An 18,276-nucleotide genomic window follows, 5' to 3' on the forward strand; every position below is an offset into this window, starting at 1 on the left:
ACACGTATTGCTCATTGAGTTCTTGACAAAGTGACACAGCCACTCACAACAAGAGGTAACAATCATGATGCTTAAAGACAAGGTGGCGTTAGTCACTGGCGGAACTTCAGGAATTGGTCGTGCAACGGCGATCGCTTATGCCCAACAACAAGCAAAGGTGGTGGTGGTGGGTCGTCGAATGGATGAAGGTGAAGAAACGGTTCGATTGATCAAGGAAGCTGGCGGAGAGGCGATTTTTGTGCAAGCAGATGTCACGAAAGAAGCCGATGTTAAAGCAATGGTTGAAAAAGCGGTTGGCGCTTTTGGTCGGTTAGATATTGCCTTTAATAATGCCGGAACTGTCGGCGAAAATCCTTCACTGATTGAGCAAATAGAAGCGGAATACGATCGCACGATGAACGTCAATGTCAAGGGCGTTTGGTTGTCGATGAAATATGAAATTGCTCAGATGTTGAAACAGGGAAGTGGTGCGATCGTCAATATGGCATCTGCGGTTGGAATCGTTGCATTTCCTATTCAACCCCTCTACGCCGCGAGTAAACATGCAGTAGTTGGTTTAACAAAAGCTGCTGCGCTCCAATATGCCAAAGCGGGGATTCGCATCAATGCCGTTGCACCAGCAGCAATCGAAACAGATATGCTTAAAGCAGCTACAGGTGGGCAGGATGAAGTTAGAGCTTACATAACAGGACTTCACCCGATCGGCCGAATTGGCACACCGCTTGAAGTTGCAAATGCAGTTCTGTTTTTATCATCTGACCTGGCATCGTTCGTAACAGGTGAAACGTTGATGGTAGATGGTGGGTATGTAGCGCAGTAGTTAATCGACAGTGCGAAATGTTTGATACAGCACTTCAAGCGACTCACTAAAGCAACACTAAAATAGGTTTGCTAACTCCATCGGAAACTCCATAGGAATCTGCAAGAAGTTGAGTGTTGGAACTGCGTCCAAATGGTTACCGCGCTCCATCATTTATCTCTAGTGCATCTGCATAGAGGTTCTCACCATCATTTCACAGTCGCCCGGATCTGGTCACGGAACCATGTCTGTCCAGAATCACCACCAAATCGAGGATGCCAGATCATTGTGTAGGGGAAGTCAGCAATCTCTTGAGGTGGTAACACCTGCCGAAAGTTTGCCAACTTTGAGAGTTCGAGAGCTAAACGCATAGGGACGGTGAATATCAGGTCGGTATTCACAATATTCAGCGCGGTTGCCATGAAGTAGGGGGACTGGAGTACGATATTTCTCGCCTTTCCCAAATCCGCAAGTGGACGATCAATCATGGTTTGCTGCCCTTCTGCGATGGCGACTGCTGCGTGTGGGCGACGCAGATATTCATCTAAAGAAAACCGCTTACCCCTGAATTTACAATCCGCACTCATGAGGCATACAAAGTACTCGTGGTACAGCACTTCCACCTTCAATTCCTTGGGCGGCGCTGGCACACTGCCGACACCAAGTGCCACGTCGCAGCGACCCATCTCCACGTAACGATAACTGTCTTCTGTCCAGCCAATGACTTCAACGCGAACGCCCGGCGCAGATCTGCGACAGAGCCGCACGGTGCCACTGACGATAACGGCGACGGCATAGTCGGTGCCTGTGACCCGAAAGCGTTGTTGTGAAGTGGAAGGATCAAAGTCATTGCCCCCAATCGCTGCGTTTAAGCGAGGCAGGAGAACTTCTAATTCTTGCAGCAAGTGATCGCCGCGCGGTGTTCGCTCGTACCCCACGCCATTACGGACGAGCAGGTCGTCACCGAGTGCTGCTCGCAGCCGACTTAGCACACGGCTCATTGCTGGCTGACTGAGCGAGACACGGACGGCGGCGCGAGTGATGTGTTTCTCCTCCAGAATGGCTTGTAAAGCCAGAAGTTGATTAAGGTCGATGCGCGAGAGGTTAGGGAACTGTTGAGTCATAGTTTCATACTATATCACCATTGATATAGCAACTATCTTCAATATGCATTGGACACATTATGCTCTGCGTGTAATGATCGACATAGTTTCATTCGTGTTTGTTATCAACTGAGGATTCCTAGAACATTACGAGGTTAATCATGGCAAAGACAGCAATTGTGACCGGAGCCTCTCGCGGAATTGGACGCGAAATTGCGAAGCGACTTGCAGCAGATGGATTTTCTGTTGTTATGAACTACTCGGCAAATGCTGCTCAGGCTGATGAGGCTATCAGTGAAATTCAGGCTACGGGGGGCAATGCGATCGCCGTAAAAGCCAACGTCTCTAAAGAGAACGAGGTAGAGCAACTTTTCGAGCACACCATCACCAGGCTAGGAGCGATCGATGTTGTCGTCCACAGTGCCGGGATCATGTCCTTGTCGCCCATCATCGACAATAACGTGCAACTGTTCGACAACACTATCGCAACGAATCTTCGCGGCACGTTTCTCGTACTGGCTCAAGCGGCAAAGCACATCACTGATGGCGGACGTATCATCGCGCTCTCCAGCAGCGTGATTGCTAAGTCGTTTCCAGGCTATGGAGCTTACATTGCATCTAAAGCAGGAGTCGAAGGACTGGTAAAGGTGCTGGCTAATGAGCTGCGGGGTCGCAACGTCACGGTGAATGCGGTCGCGCCAGGGCCAGTCGCAACAGAGCTTTTTCTCCAGGGCAAGACTCAAGAGCAGATTGAGCAACTCAGCAAGCTTGCTCCAATAGAGCGGCTTGGAGAACCTCTCGACATTGCCCGTGTGGTTTCATTTCTAGCAGGAGAAGACGGGGGATGGGTCAATGCTCAATTGCTTCGCACCAATGGCGGTTTTGCCTAATCCAAATTCGACATATGAGAGGATCAGGCAAACATCAGTAAGGTTTGTGTATTCAAACTCCTAATTCGTACTTATAGGATGAAACTATTCGACTACAACCTTCTCTAGCTGCGGTTCGGCGATTAGATCTTGCTCCTGCAATGAGATGTTGTCGATCGAGCCGCAGACTTTGCAGTTGTCAAGACTGCACACGCTCATCTTGGACACCATTGATTTACAAAGGAGAAACCTCTCACGCCTTACATTACTGTTGGTCGAGAAACCTCTGTAGGTCAAACGCTCAGAGTTAACGGTGGAACTGTTTAAGCTAAAAAGTCTCTCAAACGATATGAGGTTCAAGAATCAAATGTCCCACAAGCTGAATCCTGTAAGTAGCAACACTAAGCCTGTCTATCAAGACGTGAATCTGCTCATCGTTGTCAGTATTGCCCTGACCGAAATTCTGGGGACAATGAGCCTTAATCCTGTCCTGCCTGCGATCGCTCGTGAATTTGAAGTATCCCCACAGCAGATTGGTTGGGTAACGACCGCATTTGTTGCGCCCATGGTGGTCGGAGGTCCTATCTGTGGTGTTCTGGCAGATCGCTTTGGTCGCAAGTCTATTCTAATTCCATCACTGTTGCTGTTTGCGATCGCGGGCGTTGCCTGTGCCTTCGCTCCCAATTTTCAAATTCTGTTGGTGTGGCGATTTCTGCAAGGGGTTGGGGCAGCGAGTTTAGAATCACTACCACTGGGGATGATTTGCGATCTATACACTGGGAGACAATTGACGGCAGCGATGGGATTTCTTGCCAGCACGGCTGGGCTGAGTTTGGTCGTGTATCCTCTGCTGGGCGGTGGATTGGCATCCATGGGATGGCGTAACACGTTTGCATTGCCCCTAGTCGCGTTTCTCGTGGGGATTTGGTTGTGGCGATCGCCACGCCTGCCCGAACAACAGCACTCCGCACAGTTCAATCTTAAAGTTTATTTGAGGAATATTTGGATCAGTGTTTGTCGCGGTCGGGTCATCAAGCTTATGTTCATGGTTGTCGTGCTTTTTGTTCTCCTGTTTGGTGCTTATTTTACTTATGTTCCGGCTGTGGCAGCGTCTCTCGGTGCGTCTGGGATTGAGATCGGAATCTTATTAGCAAGTATGTCCATATTTTTTGCCTTAACTTCATCACAATTGGGATTATTGGCGCGATCGTTTTCTGAACGGACTTTACTCAGAATTGCCTTCTCGCTCTACGCAGTGGCATTAGTTCTGATCCCTTCAATTGATCACATCTGGATATTATTAATTCCCAGCGCCCTGTTTGGAGTAGCCCATGGAATTGTCTTTCCCACAACACAAGCACTCTTAGGGGAATCCTCTCCCAATCACAATCGATCCGGTTTTATGGCAGTGGTAGCAATTGCAATCCCCCTGGGACAGGCAATCGGACCAGTATTAGGAGGATTAGCATTCGGTGCCTGGGAAATGAGAGGAGTGTTTTATGCAGGTATGTTTTTGGCGATCGCCACTTTGGTTTTACTCAACTACTTGATCCCTCGCACAAAGCGCAAAGTTTAGTCGCAACTACCCCAAAAACTGCACCAACCTTTCCCCATCGAGAACACGATCGCTACAAACAAACAGATTAGCCTCGCAATGCCCTACTGGATCGGTGCAGGGCAAATGATATTGGTTTTGATCCTGATTCGATTTGCAGTATCTAAACTTCAACACCAAGGAAACGCACAATGAAGGCAACCCATTCAGCAATTAGGCTAAATGTTTCCCGTCGGTCGGTACTGGGATTGTTAGGATTTGGTGCCGCCACCGCTGCCTTAACACCCACTTTTTTGAAGATGGCACGGGCACAGAATCAAACCCAAACTCAACCGTCGCAACCTGCTTCAACCCAACCATCGCAGATCATCACCAAAGAAATCCCACGCACACAGGAGAAACTGCCTGCAATCGGTCTGGGAACGTTTATGACCTTTGATGCTTTGTCTGATCAACCCCGCGATCATCTTCAACAAGTGATGCGCCGCTTTTGGGATGCAGGCGGGCGATTGGTTGATACCTCATTGCTCTATGGGATGTCGGAAGTGAACGTAGGCGAATTTGCTAGAACACTTGGCTTGACCAATGATTTGTTTATTGCTGACAAAACCTGGGCAACGGGTGAGTATCTGGGCGATCGCAGTCAGGCGCAGCGTCAGTTTGAACAATCACTAACACGATTGTCGCGCGATCGCATTGATGTAATGCAGGTTCATAGCTTGGTGAATGTAGACGCGATTTTACCCCTACTAAAGGCATGGAAAGCAGAAGGTAGAATTCGCTACGTGGGCGTTACTCACCACGATCCGTTGTATTTTGCTGCGCTTGAGAGGTGGATTGAGAACGGCGATCTGGACTTTGTTCAACTTCGCTACTCAATTCGTCAGCGTGGAGTTGAAGACAGAATTCTTCCTGCGGCGGCGGCACGAGGAACAGCAGTCCTAGCCAACATGCCCTTCGAAAAAGCCCGTCTTTTTGAATTGGTAAAGGGGCAACCACTCCCTGATTTTGCCGGCGAGATTGGCTGCGAAAACTGGGCACAGTTTTTTCTCAAGTATGTGATTTCTCACCCGGCTCTAACCTGCGCGATTCCCGCAACCACAAACCCCGACCACGTTGTTGAGAATATGGGTGCATTGAGAGGCTCGTTACCTGATGATTCAATGCGTACCCGGATGGTGGAACACATGGAAAGCCTTCCCGGTTTTGACAACCTTCTCCAAACGCCCTGGTATCCTGGCAAGAATTTTAGCGGGTTGGTTCGCCTGCCAAATCCACGTCCGATCGGTTGAGATGGAGTACTGCATTATGTTGCATAGATTTAAATTTAGGTATTTGATTTTCCTGTCGCTGTTGGTCTTTTCACTCATAGCGTTAGGTTCGCCCGTGCTCAGTCAAGCACAAAGCCAGTTGCCCTATTGGACTAAAGCTGCACCTGCAACGGTCGCTCGGCAAGAACTTTATCCAGCAGTGTTGAACAACAAAATTTACGTGGTCGGTGGTTTACTCAGCCCAAACACCGGGTTCTCAGCGCATTTCGAGTCTTATGATCCGGTCAACGATACATGGACAGTCTTGAGACCGCTTCCTGAAGCCCGACACCACATTACGCTGTCGGCAGTCAATGGCTTGCTCTATGGTGTGGGTGGTTTCACAGGTGGTTTTCCAGATTGGCGGGCGCAGCCAACCATGTTCATCTACAATCCTGCCTCTAATACTTGGACTGAAGGGACTGACCTGCCAGAGGCTCGTGCAGAGGGCGTATCCGCAGTAGTCGATGACAAGATATACCTGATTGGTGGGCGTGTTCGAGCTACTGACGATGCTCGGCTGTTCAATGACCACATCGACAGTGTGCGAAACGAAGTATTTGATCCAACAACTAGGCGTTGGTCAGCACGTGCCGATGCTCCAACAGCGCGAAATAGTGCAGCGTCGGCTGTGATTGATGGCAAGATCTATGTGGTTGGGGGTCGCCAGTTTGTTAGGAATGCTGATGGCACGACGCAGCAGGTGAATGTGCCAAATCTTGAGGTCTACGATCCACAGCTTGACCGTTGGGAGACGCGATCGCCGATGCCTCAAGCTCAGGGAGGGCTCGCTGCAACCGCACTCAACGGCAAGCTTTACGTGTTTGGCGGCGAACAGTGGGTTCCAGAGCGGAAGGTTTTCGCCGAAAGTTGGGTATACGACCCGCAAACCGACGTGTGGGAAGCATTGCCGCCCTTGCCAACGCCACGACATGGATTGGGAGCATCGGCAATTGGCAACCGGATTTTTGTGTTTGGTGGCGGAACCCAAACAGGCGGAAATGCAGCGACAGCAATCCACGAGGTGCTGGTACTGCCTTAAGCCACAGTTTTTATGATCTGACATGGGCATCGTTCATAACAGGTGAAACGTTGATGGTAGATGGTGGGTATGTAGCGCAGTAGTCGATCGGCAGTGCGAAGTGTTTGATACAGCACTTCAAGCGACTCACTAAAGCACCACTGAAATTGGTTTGCTAATTCCATCGGAAACTCCATAGGAATCTGCAAGAAGTTGAGTGTTGGAACTGACTACACTCAAGTGAACTAAGACAAAGAGAACTTAGGAGTTGATGATGTCCAAAGTGCCTTCTAACTCCCCACAGAGACAGGGAAAGACCTTCGCCGCTGTTTCAGAGCAGTCCTCACCTAACAAGCCCTTTCGTCCGGGCTGGCTCGAAATCATTGTGGGTCTTATCGTCTCGGGTGCCATCGGAATCGGGGGCGCGTTGCTGGCCGAGCAGCTCGGTCTCGATCCTGCCGCCTACGGACTGATTCTCGCCGCGCTGTCTGTTGTTGCCCCCTTCGCCGGGTTTGTGGTAGCCGTGCTGCTGCGGATTCGCTCCCTGTATGCCTTTGGCGTGCGTCGCGTCTCTTGGCGTTGGCTGCTCATTGGGGTCGGAGCAGGGGTGGTCGCCTTCGTGGTTAAGGGTTTTGCGGTCATGGCCTACACCGCCCTCACCGGGGATAGCTCCACCCCTCAGGAGGTGTACGGTGACGGTGGCAGCGGCGGGGTGCTGTCCCTGGTGCTGACCACGCTGTTTATCGGTCTTCTCGTGCCCCTTGTCGAGGAGCTGCTCTTCCGGGGTGTTATCACGAACGCGCTGCTGCGCTACGGCCCATTCGTTGGCATTGTGGGCAGCACGCTGATCTTCGCCCTCGCGCACGGCATCAACCCCGTCTTCGCAGTGGCTTTGGTATTTGGTCTCATCAGCGCTGAGCTGTTCCGCCGCAGCGGCTCAGTCTGGCCTGGTGTCATCGCCCACGTCATCAACAACCTGCCCACGGTCTTCGTGATGGTGCTCATCAGAACGGCCTGAATAATCACCATCACTCGAAAGGGGTGTCTTTCCAATGGCTCGCTTGTTTTCAAACCATCCGCCCGATCCTGATAGGCGCAGACACAACGTAGAGCCACCAACTCACGCTGGGAGGAGAACCATGAATGCTACAACTTATATCCGAATCTCGCTACTAACTGGAGCCGTGATGCTGGCCATTAGTGCTAAACGCACAATTAAAGGAAAAAGAAATGACTGAAACATTTGGTGCAAAATCGACTGCCGACGAGGTGCTTTCCGGCGTTGATCTCAAGGGAAAGCGATTTCTCATTACGGGTGCATCGTCGGGCATTGGGCTTGAAACCGCCCGCTCATTGGTTTTTCACGGTGCCAGTGTTGTCGGCGCGGTCAGAAACCTCGCTAAAGCTGAGCCAGCCACTGCATCGGTTCGTGATGCCGCGTCGCGGGGCGGCAGCCTGGAGTTGATCAATCTCGATCTGGCATCCTTGCAAAGCGTTCGCGCCTGTGCGGATAAACTGTTGGCTGACGGACAGCCGTTCGATGCCATCATCGCTAACGCTGGCGTTATGGCAACTCCGTTCGGTCGGACGATCGACGGCTTTGAAGTCCAGTTCGGGACGAACCATCTTGGTCATTTTGCTTTGATCAATCAAATCGAGCCGCTGCTCGCCGATGATGGACGGCTGGTAGTCCTGTCGTCGCTCTCGCATCGCGGTGCCGATATCGACTTGGACGATCCGAATTTCGAGCAGCAGGCCTACGATCCATGGGTTGCCTATAGCCGATCGAAAACCGCCAATTCCCTGTTCGCTGTGGAGTTTGACAGGCGGCATCGCGATCGCGGCATTCGGGCTGCTTCGGTGATGCCCGGAAACAGTCTCACGGATCTACCCCGCCATTTCTCGCCAGAGGATTTGCAGGGACTTTTGCAGACTGTTGACGCAGCGCGCACCGAAGCGGGTCTGCCGCCGAAAGAGTTGAAAGAAATTCCGCAGGCAGCCGCAACATCGGTTTGGGCCGCAGTCGTAGCGAATAAAGACGAGATCGGTGGACATTATCTCGAAGATTGTGCGATCGCACCGATTGATGACACGCCCAACCCATTTGCCGACGGTGTCAGGTCGTATGCGCTCGACGCGAACAAAGCCAAGCAGCTTTGGGCGAAAAGTGAGGAATTGATCAGCGCTGCGTCTTGAAGGTTATCGCGCACATCTAAACGCAATCATCCATTCCACTTTCGTACTTGGATGAACACTCACAAGAATGCCTGATTGACGTATAAGCGTTAATCACCATACCTTACGTTCCCCGTAAACTCAACCAGGAAAACACCATGTCACAAAAACTCTCAGATTTCCAGCAACCCACAACAGGAGCATTCCATATGGCCCAGCGTGACGCCGTTTTCCCCGCCGGTCGGCATGACCTCTACACTTCATACACCTATTCCGCAGCGATCAGATCAGGTGACCTCCTGTTCGTGTCTGGTCAGGTCGGCAGTCGCAGTGATGGCTCGCCCGAGCCGGATTTTGAGGCTCAGGTCCGCTTGGCATTCGCCAATCTCGAGGCGACCCTGCAAGTGGGTGGATGCGGGCTTGACGATATCGTCGACGTGACGACCTTTCATACCGATCCCGAAAATCAGTTCGGCACGGTTATGACCGTTAAAAGCGAAGTCTTCCCGGAAGCGCCTTATCCGAATTGGACGGCGATCGGCGTCAACTGGCTCGGGGGGTTCGACTTCGAGATCAAGGTCATCGCCCGTATTCCAGGCTGAATTCATCAGGCGGAGCGGGCGGCAGGATAACCCGACACTGCACTCGACCGGCCCGGCATTTGTCATCAGGGCGAAGCGATTCGCGGGCTTATTGGTAAGTAAATTGCCGATTTGACGATCACATTAGTAATCACATACCCAGTAAAACACTATGTCACAAAAACTCTCAGGAAAAGTTGCGCTTGTCACTGGCGGCTCTAGCGGTATTGGGCTTGCTACTGCCAAGCGATTTGTCGCTGAAGGTGCCTATGTCTTTATCACGGGTCGTCGTCAGACTGAACTTGATACTGCTGTAAATGAGATTGGTAAGAACGTTACTGGCATTCAGAGCGATGTCTCAAATCTGGCAGACCTCGATCGGCTTTATGCCACGATCGAGCAAGAGCAAGACCACTTGGATGTGATCTTTGCGAATGCTGGTGGTGGCGAGCTCATCCCGCTTGGATCGATCACCGAAGAACACTTTGACAAAACCTTCAACACCAATGTCAAGGGTCTACTGTTCACTGTGCAGAAGGCACTGCCGCTGATGCCAGAGGGCGCTTCCATCATCCTGAATGCCTCAACTACTTCCATCAAGGGTGTTCCAGCCTTCAGCGTGTATGGCGCTACTAAAGCTGCCGTGCGATCGTTTGCCCGCACCTGGACGCTCGACCTCAAAGACCGCCAGATTCGAGTGAATGCGGTCAGCCCTGGTTTCATTCCGACTCCCGCTTACGATCTTCTCTGGGGACTCAGTGAAGAGCAACTGAAAGAATTTGTGGCGAGCCAAGCTAACAATATTCCATTGGGACGAGCTGGCACACCCGACGAGATCGCCAAAGCCGTTGTCTTTCTGGCTTCAGATGACAGCAGCTATGTAAACGGCATTGAGCTATTCGTCGATGGTGGCATGGCACAAATCTAAATGGGTGCTGTGTCCAGGGCGGACAGCTAACAATGCAGCAGACGGTTTGCAGACCAAGATGACTGCCCTCGGTCGCTATGGACAGGGTGACGAGGTAGCTGGCATGGTCTCTTATCTCGCCAGTTCTGAAGCGGCTTTTGTTACGGGCGCAAGTCTCAAAATTGATGGCGGCTATACCGCTTGAACAACAGGTAATCCAGATCTGCAACCACTACAGCAATCCTAATTGGAGCCTGACGGGTCGTAGGGATGGAACTTTGGCTGGAGGCGCAGCCCTCACTCCCCTTATTCACAAGTAGGTCGTAAACGCTACAAACCTTATTCAGAGAAATTCAGAGGACATCATGATTTCGCAAAAACTCTCAGAAAAAGTTGCACTCGTCACTGGCGGCACCAGCGGCATCGGACTTGCCACTGCTAAGCGATTTGTCGCCGAAGGTGCCTATGTCTTTATCACGAGTCGTCGTCAGACTGAACTTGATGCTGCTGTAAACGAGATTGGTAAGAACGTTACTGGCATTCAGGGCGATGTCTCCAATCTGGCAGACCTCGATCGTCTTTACGCCACGATCGAGCAAGAGCAAGGTCGCTTGGATGTAATCTTTGCTAATGCTGGCGGTGGTGAATTCATCCCGCTTGGATCGATCACCGAAGAACACTTTGACAAAACCTTCAACACCAATGTCAAGGGTCTACTGTTCACGGTGCAGAAGGCACTGCCGCTGATGCCAGAGGGCGCTTCCATCATCCTGAATGCCTCAACTGCTTCCATCAAGGGTATTCCAGCTTCCAGCGTGTATAGCGCCACCAAAGCCGCCGTGCGATCGTTCGCCCGCACCTGGATAGTCGACCTCAAAGACTACCAGATTCGAGTGAATGTGGTCAGCCCTGGTCTCATTCCGACTCCCGCTTACGATCTTCTCTGGGGACTCAGTGAAGAGCAACTGAAAGAATTGGTGGCGAACCTAGCTAAAAATGTCCCATTGGGACGAGCTGGTACGCCCGACGAGATCGCCAAAGCCGTTGTCTTTCTAGCTTCAGATGACAGCAGCTATGTAAGCGGCATTGAGCTATTCGTCGATGGTGGCTTCACACAAATCTAAGATCGCTTCCTAGTTAAAAAGCACTACCCGATCGCGTGTAGAAGTCCACCTATAAACTTCCCATCGAACAGAGTCGAAGGAGAAACACACATGCCACAGGAAAAGATGCCACAAGTCTCTGACAAAGAACTGATGATGAGTAACACGCTCATGATTCAGCCTGAGTACCGCGAGGAGTTCTTGATGGAACTCCGGGAGATCCTGCCTCAAGCCCGCCGTTTGGAAGCGTGCATCTCACTTGAGGTTGGTGAGGTCGCCGATCAGCCTGGGATGTTTGTGCTGTCCGAGCGCTGGCGTAACGGAAACGAGTACCTGAACGAGATCCTGCAACTGCCCTTCTACCAGCGGTACCTGGAACGCAGCGAACCATTCTACGCAGCTCCGCGAGCAGTTCTCGTCCTCATGTCAATCTAAATGGGTGCTGTGTCCAGAGCGGTCACCTAACAATGTAGCAGACGGTCTCAAGTCGCTAGTGCTGCGTTCGAGTTTCTTTGCCGCCGCTGATTTGAGCCGTTGGGTGTTTTGGGTAATGTGAGGTGTGGAACGGATGACGGATAAACTTGAGCACAACAAACAGACGGTCACGGCATTTTATGACCTGATGTTCAATCAGTGTCAGCCCGCAGAAGCCATCGAGAAATATGTCGGCGACGTGTACATCCAGCACAACCCAGCGGTGGCCGACGGGAAGCAGGCTTTCATCGAATATTTCGAGAGGATGGCGAAAGAATATCCGGGCAAGTGCGTCCAGTTTAAGCGCGTCTTCGCTGAAAGCGATTATGTAGTCTTGCATTGCTACCAGCAATGGCCGGGCGACAACGACTGGGCGGGCATCGACATCTTCCGCCTGGATGATGAAGGCAAGATAGTCGAGCATTGGGACGTGCTTCAGACCATCCCGGAAGCGTCGGCTAACGATAACACGATGTTCTGAACAGTCGAGTGCTGGTAGTGTGAAGGCCGGTTTGTACAACGGCACGCCCAAATAGTAGGCAGTGGAATTCAGATGTAACTAAGGCGATCGCAGCCATTTTATTAGTCGCATAGTAACACCATAAAAATCTGACAAACTGTCCTAAGAATCTGAAAAAAACCGAGCATTAGAATTCATTACACTTCGGTTAAATCAGACGAGAATCCAATGCGGTATTCATAGGAGATTGCAATGCCTTACGCTACTGTTGGTCAAGAAAATTCTGCAACCATTGATCTCTACTACGAAGATCTGGGGACAGGTCAACCAATTGTTCTCATTCATGGATTTCCCCTCAACGGTCATTCCTGGGAAAAGCAGGTCTTAGTGCTGCTAAATGCCGGATATCGAGTCATTACATACGATCGCCGAGGATTTGGTGCTTCTAGCCAACCCTCGTTTGGCTATGACTACGATACCTTTGCAGCAGATTTGAACGTGTTGATGACTAAACTTGACTTGCATGACGCTGTGTTAGTCGGTTTCTCAATGGGAACAGGCGAAGTCACGCGCTATCTTGGCAACTATGGCTCAGAGCGTGTGCAGAAAGCCGTGCTGATGGCTCCAGTGCCGCCCTTCCTACTGAAGACCGATGACAATCCTGAAGGTGTCGATCAAAGCGTTTTCGATGGCATTATGAAAGCGATTGTTGAAGATCGTCCAGCTTACTTTTCTGCATTTTTCAAAGAATTCTTCAATGTGGATGTGTTGCTGTGTAAGCGGATTAGCAATGAAGCAATTCAGGCAAGTTGGAATGTGGCAGCAGGGGCTTCTGCAAAAGCGACTTTAGATTGTGTACCGTCCTGGCTCACCGATTTCCGCGATGATCTGCCCCGCATTGATGTACCAACGCTGATCATTCATGGAGATAGCGATCGCATTTTGCCACTTGAGTCCACCGCAGCAAGACTCCCAAAGCTGATTAAAAACAGTCAACTGGTTGTCATTCCTGGCGGACCGCACGCCATTAACTGGACTCACGCTGATCAGGTCAATCCCTTGTTGTTGGACTTTCTTCAGGGGTGATTATCTATCGAGTCCTTTATCGCTAAAAGGGTTCTAATATGTTTTCTAGACTGATGATAGCGGTTGCAACCACAGTGCTAATGATTGTGACCTCTTGTATTTTTCCAGCGGTATCACTGAGCAAAAGTGCGATCGCTCAAGTGCCAGGTGTCTATCCATTCAAGTTAGGTAATTTCACAATTACAGTCCTGAGCGACGGCACACTCCCCCAGGATCTACATACGCTGCTGTCAAATACGAACCCAACAGAAACCGATCGCCTGCTTCAGAAAAACTTTCTGACTAATCCTGTCGAGGCATCAATTAATGCTTTCTTGATCGACACTGGAGATCGACAAGTACTCGTGGACACAGGAGCCGGAACCTTTTTTGGTCCAAAACTGGGCGGCAAGCTTCAAACATCGTTAAAGGCAGCAGGCTACACGCCTAACGAGATTGATGCAATTCTTCTGACTCATATTCATACCGATCATAGTGGGGGCTTGGTCGAACAGGGGAAACGGGTGTTTCCTGCCGCTACGCTCTATGTCGGTAAGCCAGATGTCGATTTCTGGTTTGATCGAGCGAATGCCACACGATTCAATGTTGCTGAAAAGTACTTTGACGAAGCCGCGAAAACTGTCAAACCTTATTTAGATGCAGACAAGGTGAAATCGTTTTCTGGCAAGACAGCCCTGCTACCGGGAATCACCGCGCATCCCACACCCGGACACACTCCTGGTCATAGCTGTTATGTGGCGGCAAGCAAGGGCGAGAGCATCGAGTTTTGGGGCGATATTGTTCACTTTGCTTCGGTGCAATTTCCCAAGCCAGAAATTACAGTTGCTTATGATGTCGATGCCAATGCTGCTGCGGCACAACGCAAAAAACAGTTTGCGAGAGCGGAAGCATCCCGAATTTTGATAGCGGGCGCACATTTGCCCTTTCCCGGCGTTGGACACCTTCGGGCAGCAGATCAAGGTTATGCCTGGGTGCCAGTGGATTACCGCTGGCGTGAACCCTAAAGGATTTATAGCAATCATTTTAGCAACTTGGTGATAGTTGCGATCGCACCACAACTATTCGAGCAAACTTCAAGCTATTGAGCAAAACCTCATGAATGACTACTCTACTACTCTAGAAACACAGTTCAATACGATGAGAACACAAATCTCTAGCAGCCTTGAAAAAGCACAAGACTAGAGAGATGCACTCAAATGTACAAACTCTCGCTACATCACAAGCAATATCATTCTCAACGCCCTAGCCACACTCCTAGCAGGCATGGCGGGAACGATCGACAATGCTCAAAATTGGAAAATCACCTGTCTGTTTGCAGCGGTCTGTTCGGCAGGGGTGACAGCAAGCCAGTAGAGTGGGAACTGCCCACAAAACCTTACTGTGAAAGGTTTTACAAAATCGTGGGCGATGCTCACCCTATTACTACAAAGGAGAAAAGGCAATGAGGTTGAGACGGTTGGGTTGGGCTGGGGTCGAAATCGAATGTGACGGTGAAACCCTTGTTATCGATTACGTGCAGGACAAATCACCGATGGCACCTCTGCTGCGTAGCTCTGAGGAGCCGTTTCCAGCAGCATCGAATCGTGGAAATGCTACTGCCGCACTTCTCACGCATCTCCACGCTGATCATGCGGATCCTGATGCTCTGGCAGACATTCTCCGCGAGGGTGCTCCAGTTTTCCGCCCTGAGCCTGCCACAGGTGACAAGGACGATCTCAAAATGACTTCGATCGCAGAATCGAAGTTTACTCGCAACAAACTTGCGGTCGAGATTGTAGGGATCTGGGAAGAGCGTCAAGTCGGGCCTTTTCAAATGTTCTCGGCCCCTGCTGTCGATGGCTTTGGAGATCCACAGTATAGCTGGATTGTTGAATGCGGCGGACGACGGATCATTCACGCTGGCGATACACTATTCCATGGCTTCTGGTGGAGAATTGCGCACAGATTCAGGCACTTCAACGTCGCATTTTTGCCGATCAACGCCCCGATATGCGACTTGCCTCATCTTCAACCGCCGAGTCCATTGGAAGCGACACTGACTCCAGAGGAAGCGGCGATTGCAGCCCACATCATTCATGCAGAAGCAGTCGTACCAATCCATTACGCATCATTGAATCAAGCGGGAGCCTATGTTGAGACACCGCATCCCGTCGAGCGTCTTCAAAGCAAATCGCGGGAGTTCCAAATCCGAGCAACAACACAGGAACCGGGCACATGGTTTGAATTGGATTGATGGTCGCTACAAGTCAAGGATGAAACCAGCAGCGCAGCGTAAATAAACTGCAATAGTCAGGATGTGTTCGTGCAAAACAAAGTGTCCAGCGAGTCATAACCAAGACCGATCCTGAACCTATTAGTCACTAAATCTAAGGAGGTCATCACCATGCCTCAAGTTCCCCCTCACCACCAGCGAAAGTTAAAAAAGACCCTCGCTGCGCCCTCGATTCTTCCAGAACACAACAAAGTCTCCCGTCCAGACTGGCTTGAAAACGTTGTCGGTCTTGTTATCTACGCGATCGTCGGGTTCGTCGGTGTCTCGCAGCTCAAGCGACTTGGTCTTGACCCCGCAGTCTACGGTCTGATCTTGACTTCGTGGACCGGTGTCGCCACGTTAATTGCGTTCGCGGTGGCTGTGCGACTGCGGATTCGTTCCCTGAGCGCCTTCGGTGTGCGCTCCACCTCTGGACGCTGGCTCCTGATCGGCGTTGGAATCGGAGTGGTTGCCTTCGTGCTCAAGGGGTTGGCGATCCTGGCTTGGATCAAGGTCTCCGGGGACACGAACAATATCCAGGATGTTTACGCAGATGGCGGTCGTGGCGGGTTACTGTCTCTGGTTTTGGGCACGGTATTCATTGCGGTCTTTTCACCCTTCGGCGAGGAGCTGCTCTATCGCGGCATCGTCACCAACGCGTTATTGCGCTACGGTCCGTTTGTTGGGGTCGTGGGCAGCACCGTGATCTTCGCCCTCATGCATGGGATCAACAACACCTTCCCCGCAGCCGTGGTAGCCGATCTCGCCACCGGCGAGGTCTTCCGCCGCAGTGGATTGATCTGGCCCGGTCTCGTCGTCGACGTCGTTTTTAATCTGCCCTCGTTCTTGATTATGGTGTTCACCAGCACAGGCTGACCTGGCACCGCCTCAAGTCAATCAGGTCTTGCAAGCTGTCTAGCAACGCGAAATAGAGTCAAACGTACTACACAAGGAACACCATGAATCAGCCCAAGTTTTTTGTCACCCCTGGTTATGGCGAACATATGCTAAATGAATTGCATTTCTCGCAAGCGGTAAAAATTGGCGATCGAGTGGAGACATCAGGTCAAGGTGGCTGGGATGACAATCTGCAAATTCCCGAATCGATCGCGGACGAGATTGCTCAGACGTTTCGGAACGTAGAGCGAACCTTGGCGACTGCTGGTGCGGGTTGGGAGCATGTTGTCCACGTCAATTCTTACCATGTTCGAGGGTTTCCCCCGGAGGTTAACGAGGTGATGGTCAGGCTATTTCGTCATTACATGCCCGATCGCGCCCCAATTTGGACAGAGGTAGGAGTTGCGGCTCTTGGACTTCCAACGATGCGTATTGAAATCCGCGTTACTGCAATTGTTCCGTAAGTTTTGCACAAGCGGCAACGGGGTGATTCGGCGGCTACGCTAAGGAGAAGGACACGCCAACAGAGAAACCGCTCCCGCTCCGTTAAAGCATCCACTTGAACAGAGGAGAGATTCAGATGTCAGATAAAAATAAAGCCATCTTAGAAGAGGCAAACGCGGCGATCGCTCAGGCAACCATGAAGGATTCTTGTCGTTCTGCGCCGACGACATGGAATGGACGTTTGTAGGCGACAAGACTCTTAAAGGAAAAGAAGCCGTTCGCCAATGGATGGCAACGACATACATAGAGCCGCCAAATTTTATGGTTGCTAACTTAATCGCTGAGGGTGATTTCGTCACGGCACTCGGCGACATCACAATGAAGGACGAAGACGGGAAGGCGGCTCATTACTCGTACTGCGACATCTGGCGCTTTCGCGGCGACAAGATGGTCGAATTAAGGGCTTTCGTCATCAAAACCGAGGTCAAGGATGAAACTAGCGGCTCATCGGCGCGGGCTGATTCGATGCGATCGCAACCTGGAGGCGAATCGCTTCTAAATGGTTAATCAAAATTAATTACGTATGAGCGAGGCAACTAGCAAGTGTCGATCAAAGTTGGCAAAGCGTAGTTCAGTCTCTTAAGAAGGTGCTGAAAGAATTTGATCAAAACAATGTAATTAATTTTGTTTACTCAGATCTTGCACCTCTCCGTACAAACCCAGGTAATGTAAAAAAATACGCGATAAGGCTACCTGATTTTTGTTGGCTTTTATCCCTAAATCAAGGGTTTTCATTTAATACTGGGTTATTAATTTACATCAATTTTTCTTGGTGCAAGATGTCAGTTTACCTACTTGTGATCGTTTAACCCAGGTAGTTACGGTCAAGCATTCTGTTAGGTAGGTCAATTACATGTTCAAAACTGCAAAATCACGACAAGAAATACTAGAGTTCAACCTCTTTGGATTTCGACTCTCATTTCAAAAGATAAAGATACCGATGCGCCGCGCAACCCTTTTCGCGATCGCGCTACTCTTTACCACCTATTTCGCCTCCGCTTGCTCGGAGTCCACAGCAATGATGCTTACAATTACTTATCCTGAAACCAAGCGGGTCGATGTCGCCGAGGAACATTTCGGGCAGACGATCACCGACCCCAGGGCAAACGCATCTAAATTTTCACAAACCAAACACGGTTGAGTTTAAGGCTTGTAATATCGCCTTCCAGTAATGCGATCGC

22 protein-coding genes are annotated in these 18,276 nt (G+C 50.7%); 20 read left to right on the top strand and 2 right to left on the bottom strand.

The window, feature by feature from the left end; translation table 11 throughout:
* Window positions 1-64 precede the first annotated feature (64 nt).
* Complete coding sequence (locus V5G28_RS29085; protein WP_336231417.1) at window positions 65-820, top strand: SDR family oxidoreductase; 756 nt, start codon at window positions 65-67, stop codon at window positions 818-820.
* Window positions 821-1,008: 188 nt separating this feature from the next.
* On the opposite strand, the gene V5G28_RS29090 is transcribed toward V5G28_RS29085, so the two are convergent.
* The gene (locus V5G28_RS29090; RefSeq protein WP_336231418.1) at window positions 1,009-1,923 is read right to left on the bottom strand and encodes a LysR family transcriptional regulator; all 915 of its coding nucleotides are present in this window, start codon (window positions 1,921-1,923) and stop codon (window positions 1,009-1,011) included.
* Between the two features lie 140 nt (window positions 1,924-2,063).
* On the opposite strand from V5G28_RS29090, the gene V5G28_RS29095 reads away from it, so the two are divergent.
* The 4 genes from V5G28_RS29095 (at window position 2,064) to V5G28_RS29110 (ending at window position 6,678) form a co-directional block, all read left to right on the top strand.
* Window positions 2,064-2,792 (top strand): SDR family oxidoreductase, encoded by a 729-nt coding sequence (locus tag V5G28_RS29095; RefSeq protein ID WP_336231419.1) that lies wholly within the window; start codon window positions 2,064-2,066, stop codon window positions 2,790-2,792.
* Window positions 2,793-3,138: 346 nt separating this feature from the next.
* Window positions 3,139-4,347, top strand: a complete 1,209-nt coding sequence (locus V5G28_RS29100; protein ID WP_336231420.1) for an MFS transporter — start codon at window positions 3,139-3,141, stop codon at window positions 4,345-4,347.
* Between the two features lie 170 nt (window positions 4,348-4,517).
* On the top strand, window positions 4,518-5,618 hold the full coding sequence (locus V5G28_RS29105) for an aldo/keto reductase (protein WP_336231421.1): 1,101 nt from the start codon (window positions 4,518-4,520) through the stop codon (window positions 5,616-5,618).
* A gap of 94 nt (window positions 5,619-5,712) precedes the next feature.
* Window positions 5,713-6,678 carry a Kelch repeat-containing protein gene (locus V5G28_RS29110; RefSeq protein WP_336231422.1) on the top strand — a complete coding sequence of 322 codons (966 nt, stop codon included), beginning with the start codon at window positions 5,713-5,715 and terminating at the stop codon, window positions 6,676-6,678.
* On the opposite strand, the gene V5G28_RS29115 is transcribed toward V5G28_RS29110, so the two are convergent.
* Window positions 6,675-6,842 carry a hypothetical protein gene (locus tag V5G28_RS29115; protein ID WP_336231423.1) on the bottom strand — a complete coding sequence of 56 codons (168 nt, stop codon included), beginning with the start codon at window positions 6,840-6,842 and terminating at the stop codon, window positions 6,675-6,677. The genes V5G28_RS29110 and V5G28_RS29115 overlap by 4 nt on opposite strands.
* Before the next feature lie 86 nt (window positions 6,843-6,928).
* Here V5G28_RS29115 and V5G28_RS29120 point away from each other — a divergent pair, with 86 nt between their 5' ends.
* The 15 genes from V5G28_RS29120 to V5G28_RS29190 all read left to right on the top strand — a co-directional run bounded on the left by V5G28_RS29120 (window position 6,929) and on the right by V5G28_RS29190 (window position 18,236).
* Window positions 6,929-7,675, top strand: a complete 747-nt coding sequence (locus V5G28_RS29120; protein WP_336231424.1) for a CPBP family intramembrane glutamic endopeptidase — start codon at window positions 6,929-6,931, stop codon at window positions 7,673-7,675.
* A gap of 212 nt (window positions 7,676-7,887) precedes the next feature.
* Window positions 7,888-8,853 carry an SDR family NAD(P)-dependent oxidoreductase gene (locus V5G28_RS29125; protein WP_336231425.1) on the top strand — a complete coding sequence of 322 codons (966 nt, stop codon included), beginning with the start codon at window positions 7,888-7,890 and terminating at the stop codon, window positions 8,851-8,853.
* 137 nt (window positions 8,854-8,990) lie between these two features.
* Window positions 8,991-9,434 (top strand): RidA family protein, encoded by a 444-nt coding sequence (locus V5G28_RS29130; protein ID WP_336231426.1) that lies wholly within the window; start codon window positions 8,991-8,993, stop codon window positions 9,432-9,434.
* Between the two features lie 151 nt (window positions 9,435-9,585).
* The gene (locus V5G28_RS29135; RefSeq protein ID WP_336231427.1) at window positions 9,586-10,341 is read left to right on the top strand and encodes an SDR family oxidoreductase; all 756 of its coding nucleotides are present in this window, start codon (window positions 9,586-9,588) and stop codon (window positions 10,339-10,341) included.
* Window positions 10,319-10,525 (top strand): SDR family oxidoreductase, encoded by a 207-nt coding sequence (locus V5G28_RS29140; RefSeq protein WP_336231428.1) that lies wholly within the window; start codon window positions 10,319-10,321, stop codon window positions 10,523-10,525. The genes V5G28_RS29135 and V5G28_RS29140 overlap by 23 nt, the downstream gene beginning before the upstream one ends.
* Before the next feature lie 160 nt (window positions 10,526-10,685).
* Entirely contained in the window at window positions 10,686-11,444 is a 759-nt protein-coding gene (locus V5G28_RS29145; RefSeq protein WP_336231429.1) for an SDR family oxidoreductase, read from the top strand.
* Window positions 11,445-11,534: 90 nt separating this feature from the next.
* Window positions 11,535-11,858 (top strand): putative quinol monooxygenase, encoded by a 324-nt coding sequence (locus V5G28_RS29150; RefSeq protein ID WP_336231430.1) that lies wholly within the window; start codon window positions 11,535-11,537, stop codon window positions 11,856-11,858.
* Between the two features lie 133 nt (window positions 11,859-11,991).
* Window positions 11,992-12,378: a nuclear transport factor 2 family protein gene (locus V5G28_RS29155; protein ID WP_336231431.1), complete on the top strand. Its 387-nt coding sequence runs from the start codon at window positions 11,992-11,994 to the stop codon at window positions 12,376-12,378.
* 231 nt (window positions 12,379-12,609) lie between these two features.
* Entirely contained in the window at window positions 12,610-13,443 is an 834-nt protein-coding gene (locus tag V5G28_RS29160; protein ID WP_336231432.1) for an alpha/beta fold hydrolase, read from the top strand.
* 38 nt (window positions 13,444-13,481) lie between these two features.
* The gene (locus V5G28_RS29165; protein WP_336231433.1) at window positions 13,482-14,447 is read left to right on the top strand and encodes an MBL fold metallo-hydrolase; all 966 of its coding nucleotides are present in this window, start codon (window positions 13,482-13,484) and stop codon (window positions 14,445-14,447) included.
* A 437-nt stretch (window positions 14,448-14,884) separates the two neighbouring features.
* Complete coding sequence (locus V5G28_RS29170; RefSeq protein ID WP_336231434.1) at window positions 14,885-15,676, top strand: MBL fold metallo-hydrolase; 792 nt, start codon at window positions 14,885-14,887, stop codon at window positions 15,674-15,676.
* A 150-nt stretch (window positions 15,677-15,826) separates the two neighbouring features.
* Window positions 15,827-16,570: a CPBP family intramembrane glutamic endopeptidase gene (locus V5G28_RS29175; protein ID WP_336231435.1), complete on the top strand. Its 744-nt coding sequence runs from the start codon at window positions 15,827-15,829 to the stop codon at window positions 16,568-16,570.
* 83 nt (window positions 16,571-16,653) lie between these two features.
* Window positions 16,654-17,055: a RidA family protein gene (locus V5G28_RS29180; protein ID WP_336231436.1), complete on the top strand. Its 402-nt coding sequence runs from the start codon at window positions 16,654-16,656 to the stop codon at window positions 17,053-17,055.
* Between the two features lie 208 nt (window positions 17,056-17,263).
* Window positions 17,264-17,602, top strand: coding sequence for a nuclear transport factor 2 family protein (locus V5G28_RS29185; RefSeq protein ID WP_336231437.1), 339 nt, complete (start codon window positions 17,264-17,266; stop codon window positions 17,600-17,602).
* 346 nt (window positions 17,603-17,948) lie between these two features.
* Window positions 17,949-18,236 (top strand): hypothetical protein, encoded by a 288-nt coding sequence (locus tag V5G28_RS29190; protein WP_336231438.1) that lies wholly within the window; start codon window positions 17,949-17,951, stop codon window positions 18,234-18,236.
* Window positions 18,237-18,276 lie beyond the last annotated feature (40 nt).

The sequence above is a fragment of the Scytonema sp. PRP1 genome, from assembly GCF_036697665.2.
Classification (GTDB): domain Bacteria; phylum Cyanobacteriota; class Cyanobacteriia; order Cyanobacteriales; family Nostocaceae; genus Kalymmatonema; species Kalymmatonema gypsitolerans.

What these genes read in the sequence shown, in the direction of transcription:
- V5G28_RS29105 (WP_336231421.1), top strand. Translation starts at nt 4,518, where the DNA reads ATGAAGGCAACCCATTCAGCAATTAGGCTAAATGTTTCCCGTCGGTCG.
- V5G28_RS29165 (WP_336231433.1), top strand. Translation starts at nt 13,482, where the DNA reads ATGTTTTCTAGACTGATGATAGCGGTTGCAACCACAGTGCTAATGATT.
- V5G28_RS29085 (WP_336231417.1), top strand. Translation starts at nt 65, where the DNA reads ATGATGCTTAAAGACAAGGTGGCGTTAGTCACTGGCGGAACTTCAGGA.
- V5G28_RS29100 (WP_336231420.1), top strand. Translation starts at nt 3,139, where the DNA reads ATGTCCCACAAGCTGAATCCTGTAAGTAGCAACACTAAGCCTGTCTAT.
- V5G28_RS29150 (WP_336231430.1), top strand. Translation starts at nt 11,535, where the DNA reads ATGCCACAGGAAAAGATGCCACAAGTCTCTGACAAAGAACTGATGATG.
- V5G28_RS29130 (WP_336231426.1), top strand. Translation starts at nt 8,991, where the DNA reads ATGTCACAAAAACTCTCAGATTTCCAGCAACCCACAACAGGAGCATTC.
- V5G28_RS29115 (WP_336231423.1), bottom strand. Translation starts at nt 6,842, where the DNA reads ATGGAATTAGCAAACCAATTTCAGTGGTGCTTTAGTGAGTCGCTTGAA.
- V5G28_RS29125 (WP_336231425.1), top strand. Translation starts at nt 7,888, where the DNA reads ATGACTGAAACATTTGGTGCAAAATCGACTGCCGACGAGGTGCTTTCC.
- V5G28_RS29095 (WP_336231419.1), top strand. Translation starts at nt 2,064, where the DNA reads ATGGCAAAGACAGCAATTGTGACCGGAGCCTCTCGCGGAATTGGACGC.
- V5G28_RS29190 (WP_336231438.1), top strand. Translation starts at nt 17,949, where the DNA reads ATGTTCAAAACTGCAAAATCACGACAAGAAATACTAGAGTTCAACCTC.
- V5G28_RS29090 (WP_336231418.1), bottom strand. Translation starts at nt 1,923, where the DNA reads ATGACTCAACAGTTCCCTAACCTCTCGCGCATCGACCTTAATCAACTT.
- V5G28_RS29170 (WP_336231434.1), top strand. Translation starts at nt 14,885, where the DNA reads ATGAGGTTGAGACGGTTGGGTTGGGCTGGGGTCGAAATCGAATGTGAC.
- V5G28_RS29180 (WP_336231436.1), top strand. Translation starts at nt 16,654, where the DNA reads ATGAATCAGCCCAAGTTTTTTGTCACCCCTGGTTATGGCGAACATATG.
- V5G28_RS29140 (WP_336231428.1), top strand. Translation starts at nt 10,319, where the DNA reads ATGGTGGCATGGCACAAATCTAAATGGGTGCTGTGTCCAGGGCGGACA.
- V5G28_RS29120 (WP_336231424.1), top strand. Translation starts at nt 6,929, where the DNA reads ATGATGTCCAAAGTGCCTTCTAACTCCCCACAGAGACAGGGAAAGACC.
- V5G28_RS29185 (WP_336231437.1), top strand. Translation starts at nt 17,264, where the DNA reads ATGGAATGGACGTTTGTAGGCGACAAGACTCTTAAAGGAAAAGAAGCC.
- V5G28_RS29145 (WP_336231429.1), top strand. Translation starts at nt 10,686, where the DNA reads ATGATTTCGCAAAAACTCTCAGAAAAAGTTGCACTCGTCACTGGCGGC.
- V5G28_RS29135 (WP_336231427.1), top strand. Translation starts at nt 9,586, where the DNA reads ATGTCACAAAAACTCTCAGGAAAAGTTGCGCTTGTCACTGGCGGCTCT.
- V5G28_RS29160 (WP_336231432.1), top strand. Translation starts at nt 12,610, where the DNA reads ATGCCTTACGCTACTGTTGGTCAAGAAAATTCTGCAACCATTGATCTC.
- V5G28_RS29155 (WP_336231431.1), top strand. Translation starts at nt 11,992, where the DNA reads ATGACGGATAAACTTGAGCACAACAAACAGACGGTCACGGCATTTTAT.
- V5G28_RS29175 (WP_336231435.1), top strand. Translation starts at nt 15,827, where the DNA reads ATGCCTCAAGTTCCCCCTCACCACCAGCGAAAGTTAAAAAAGACCCTC.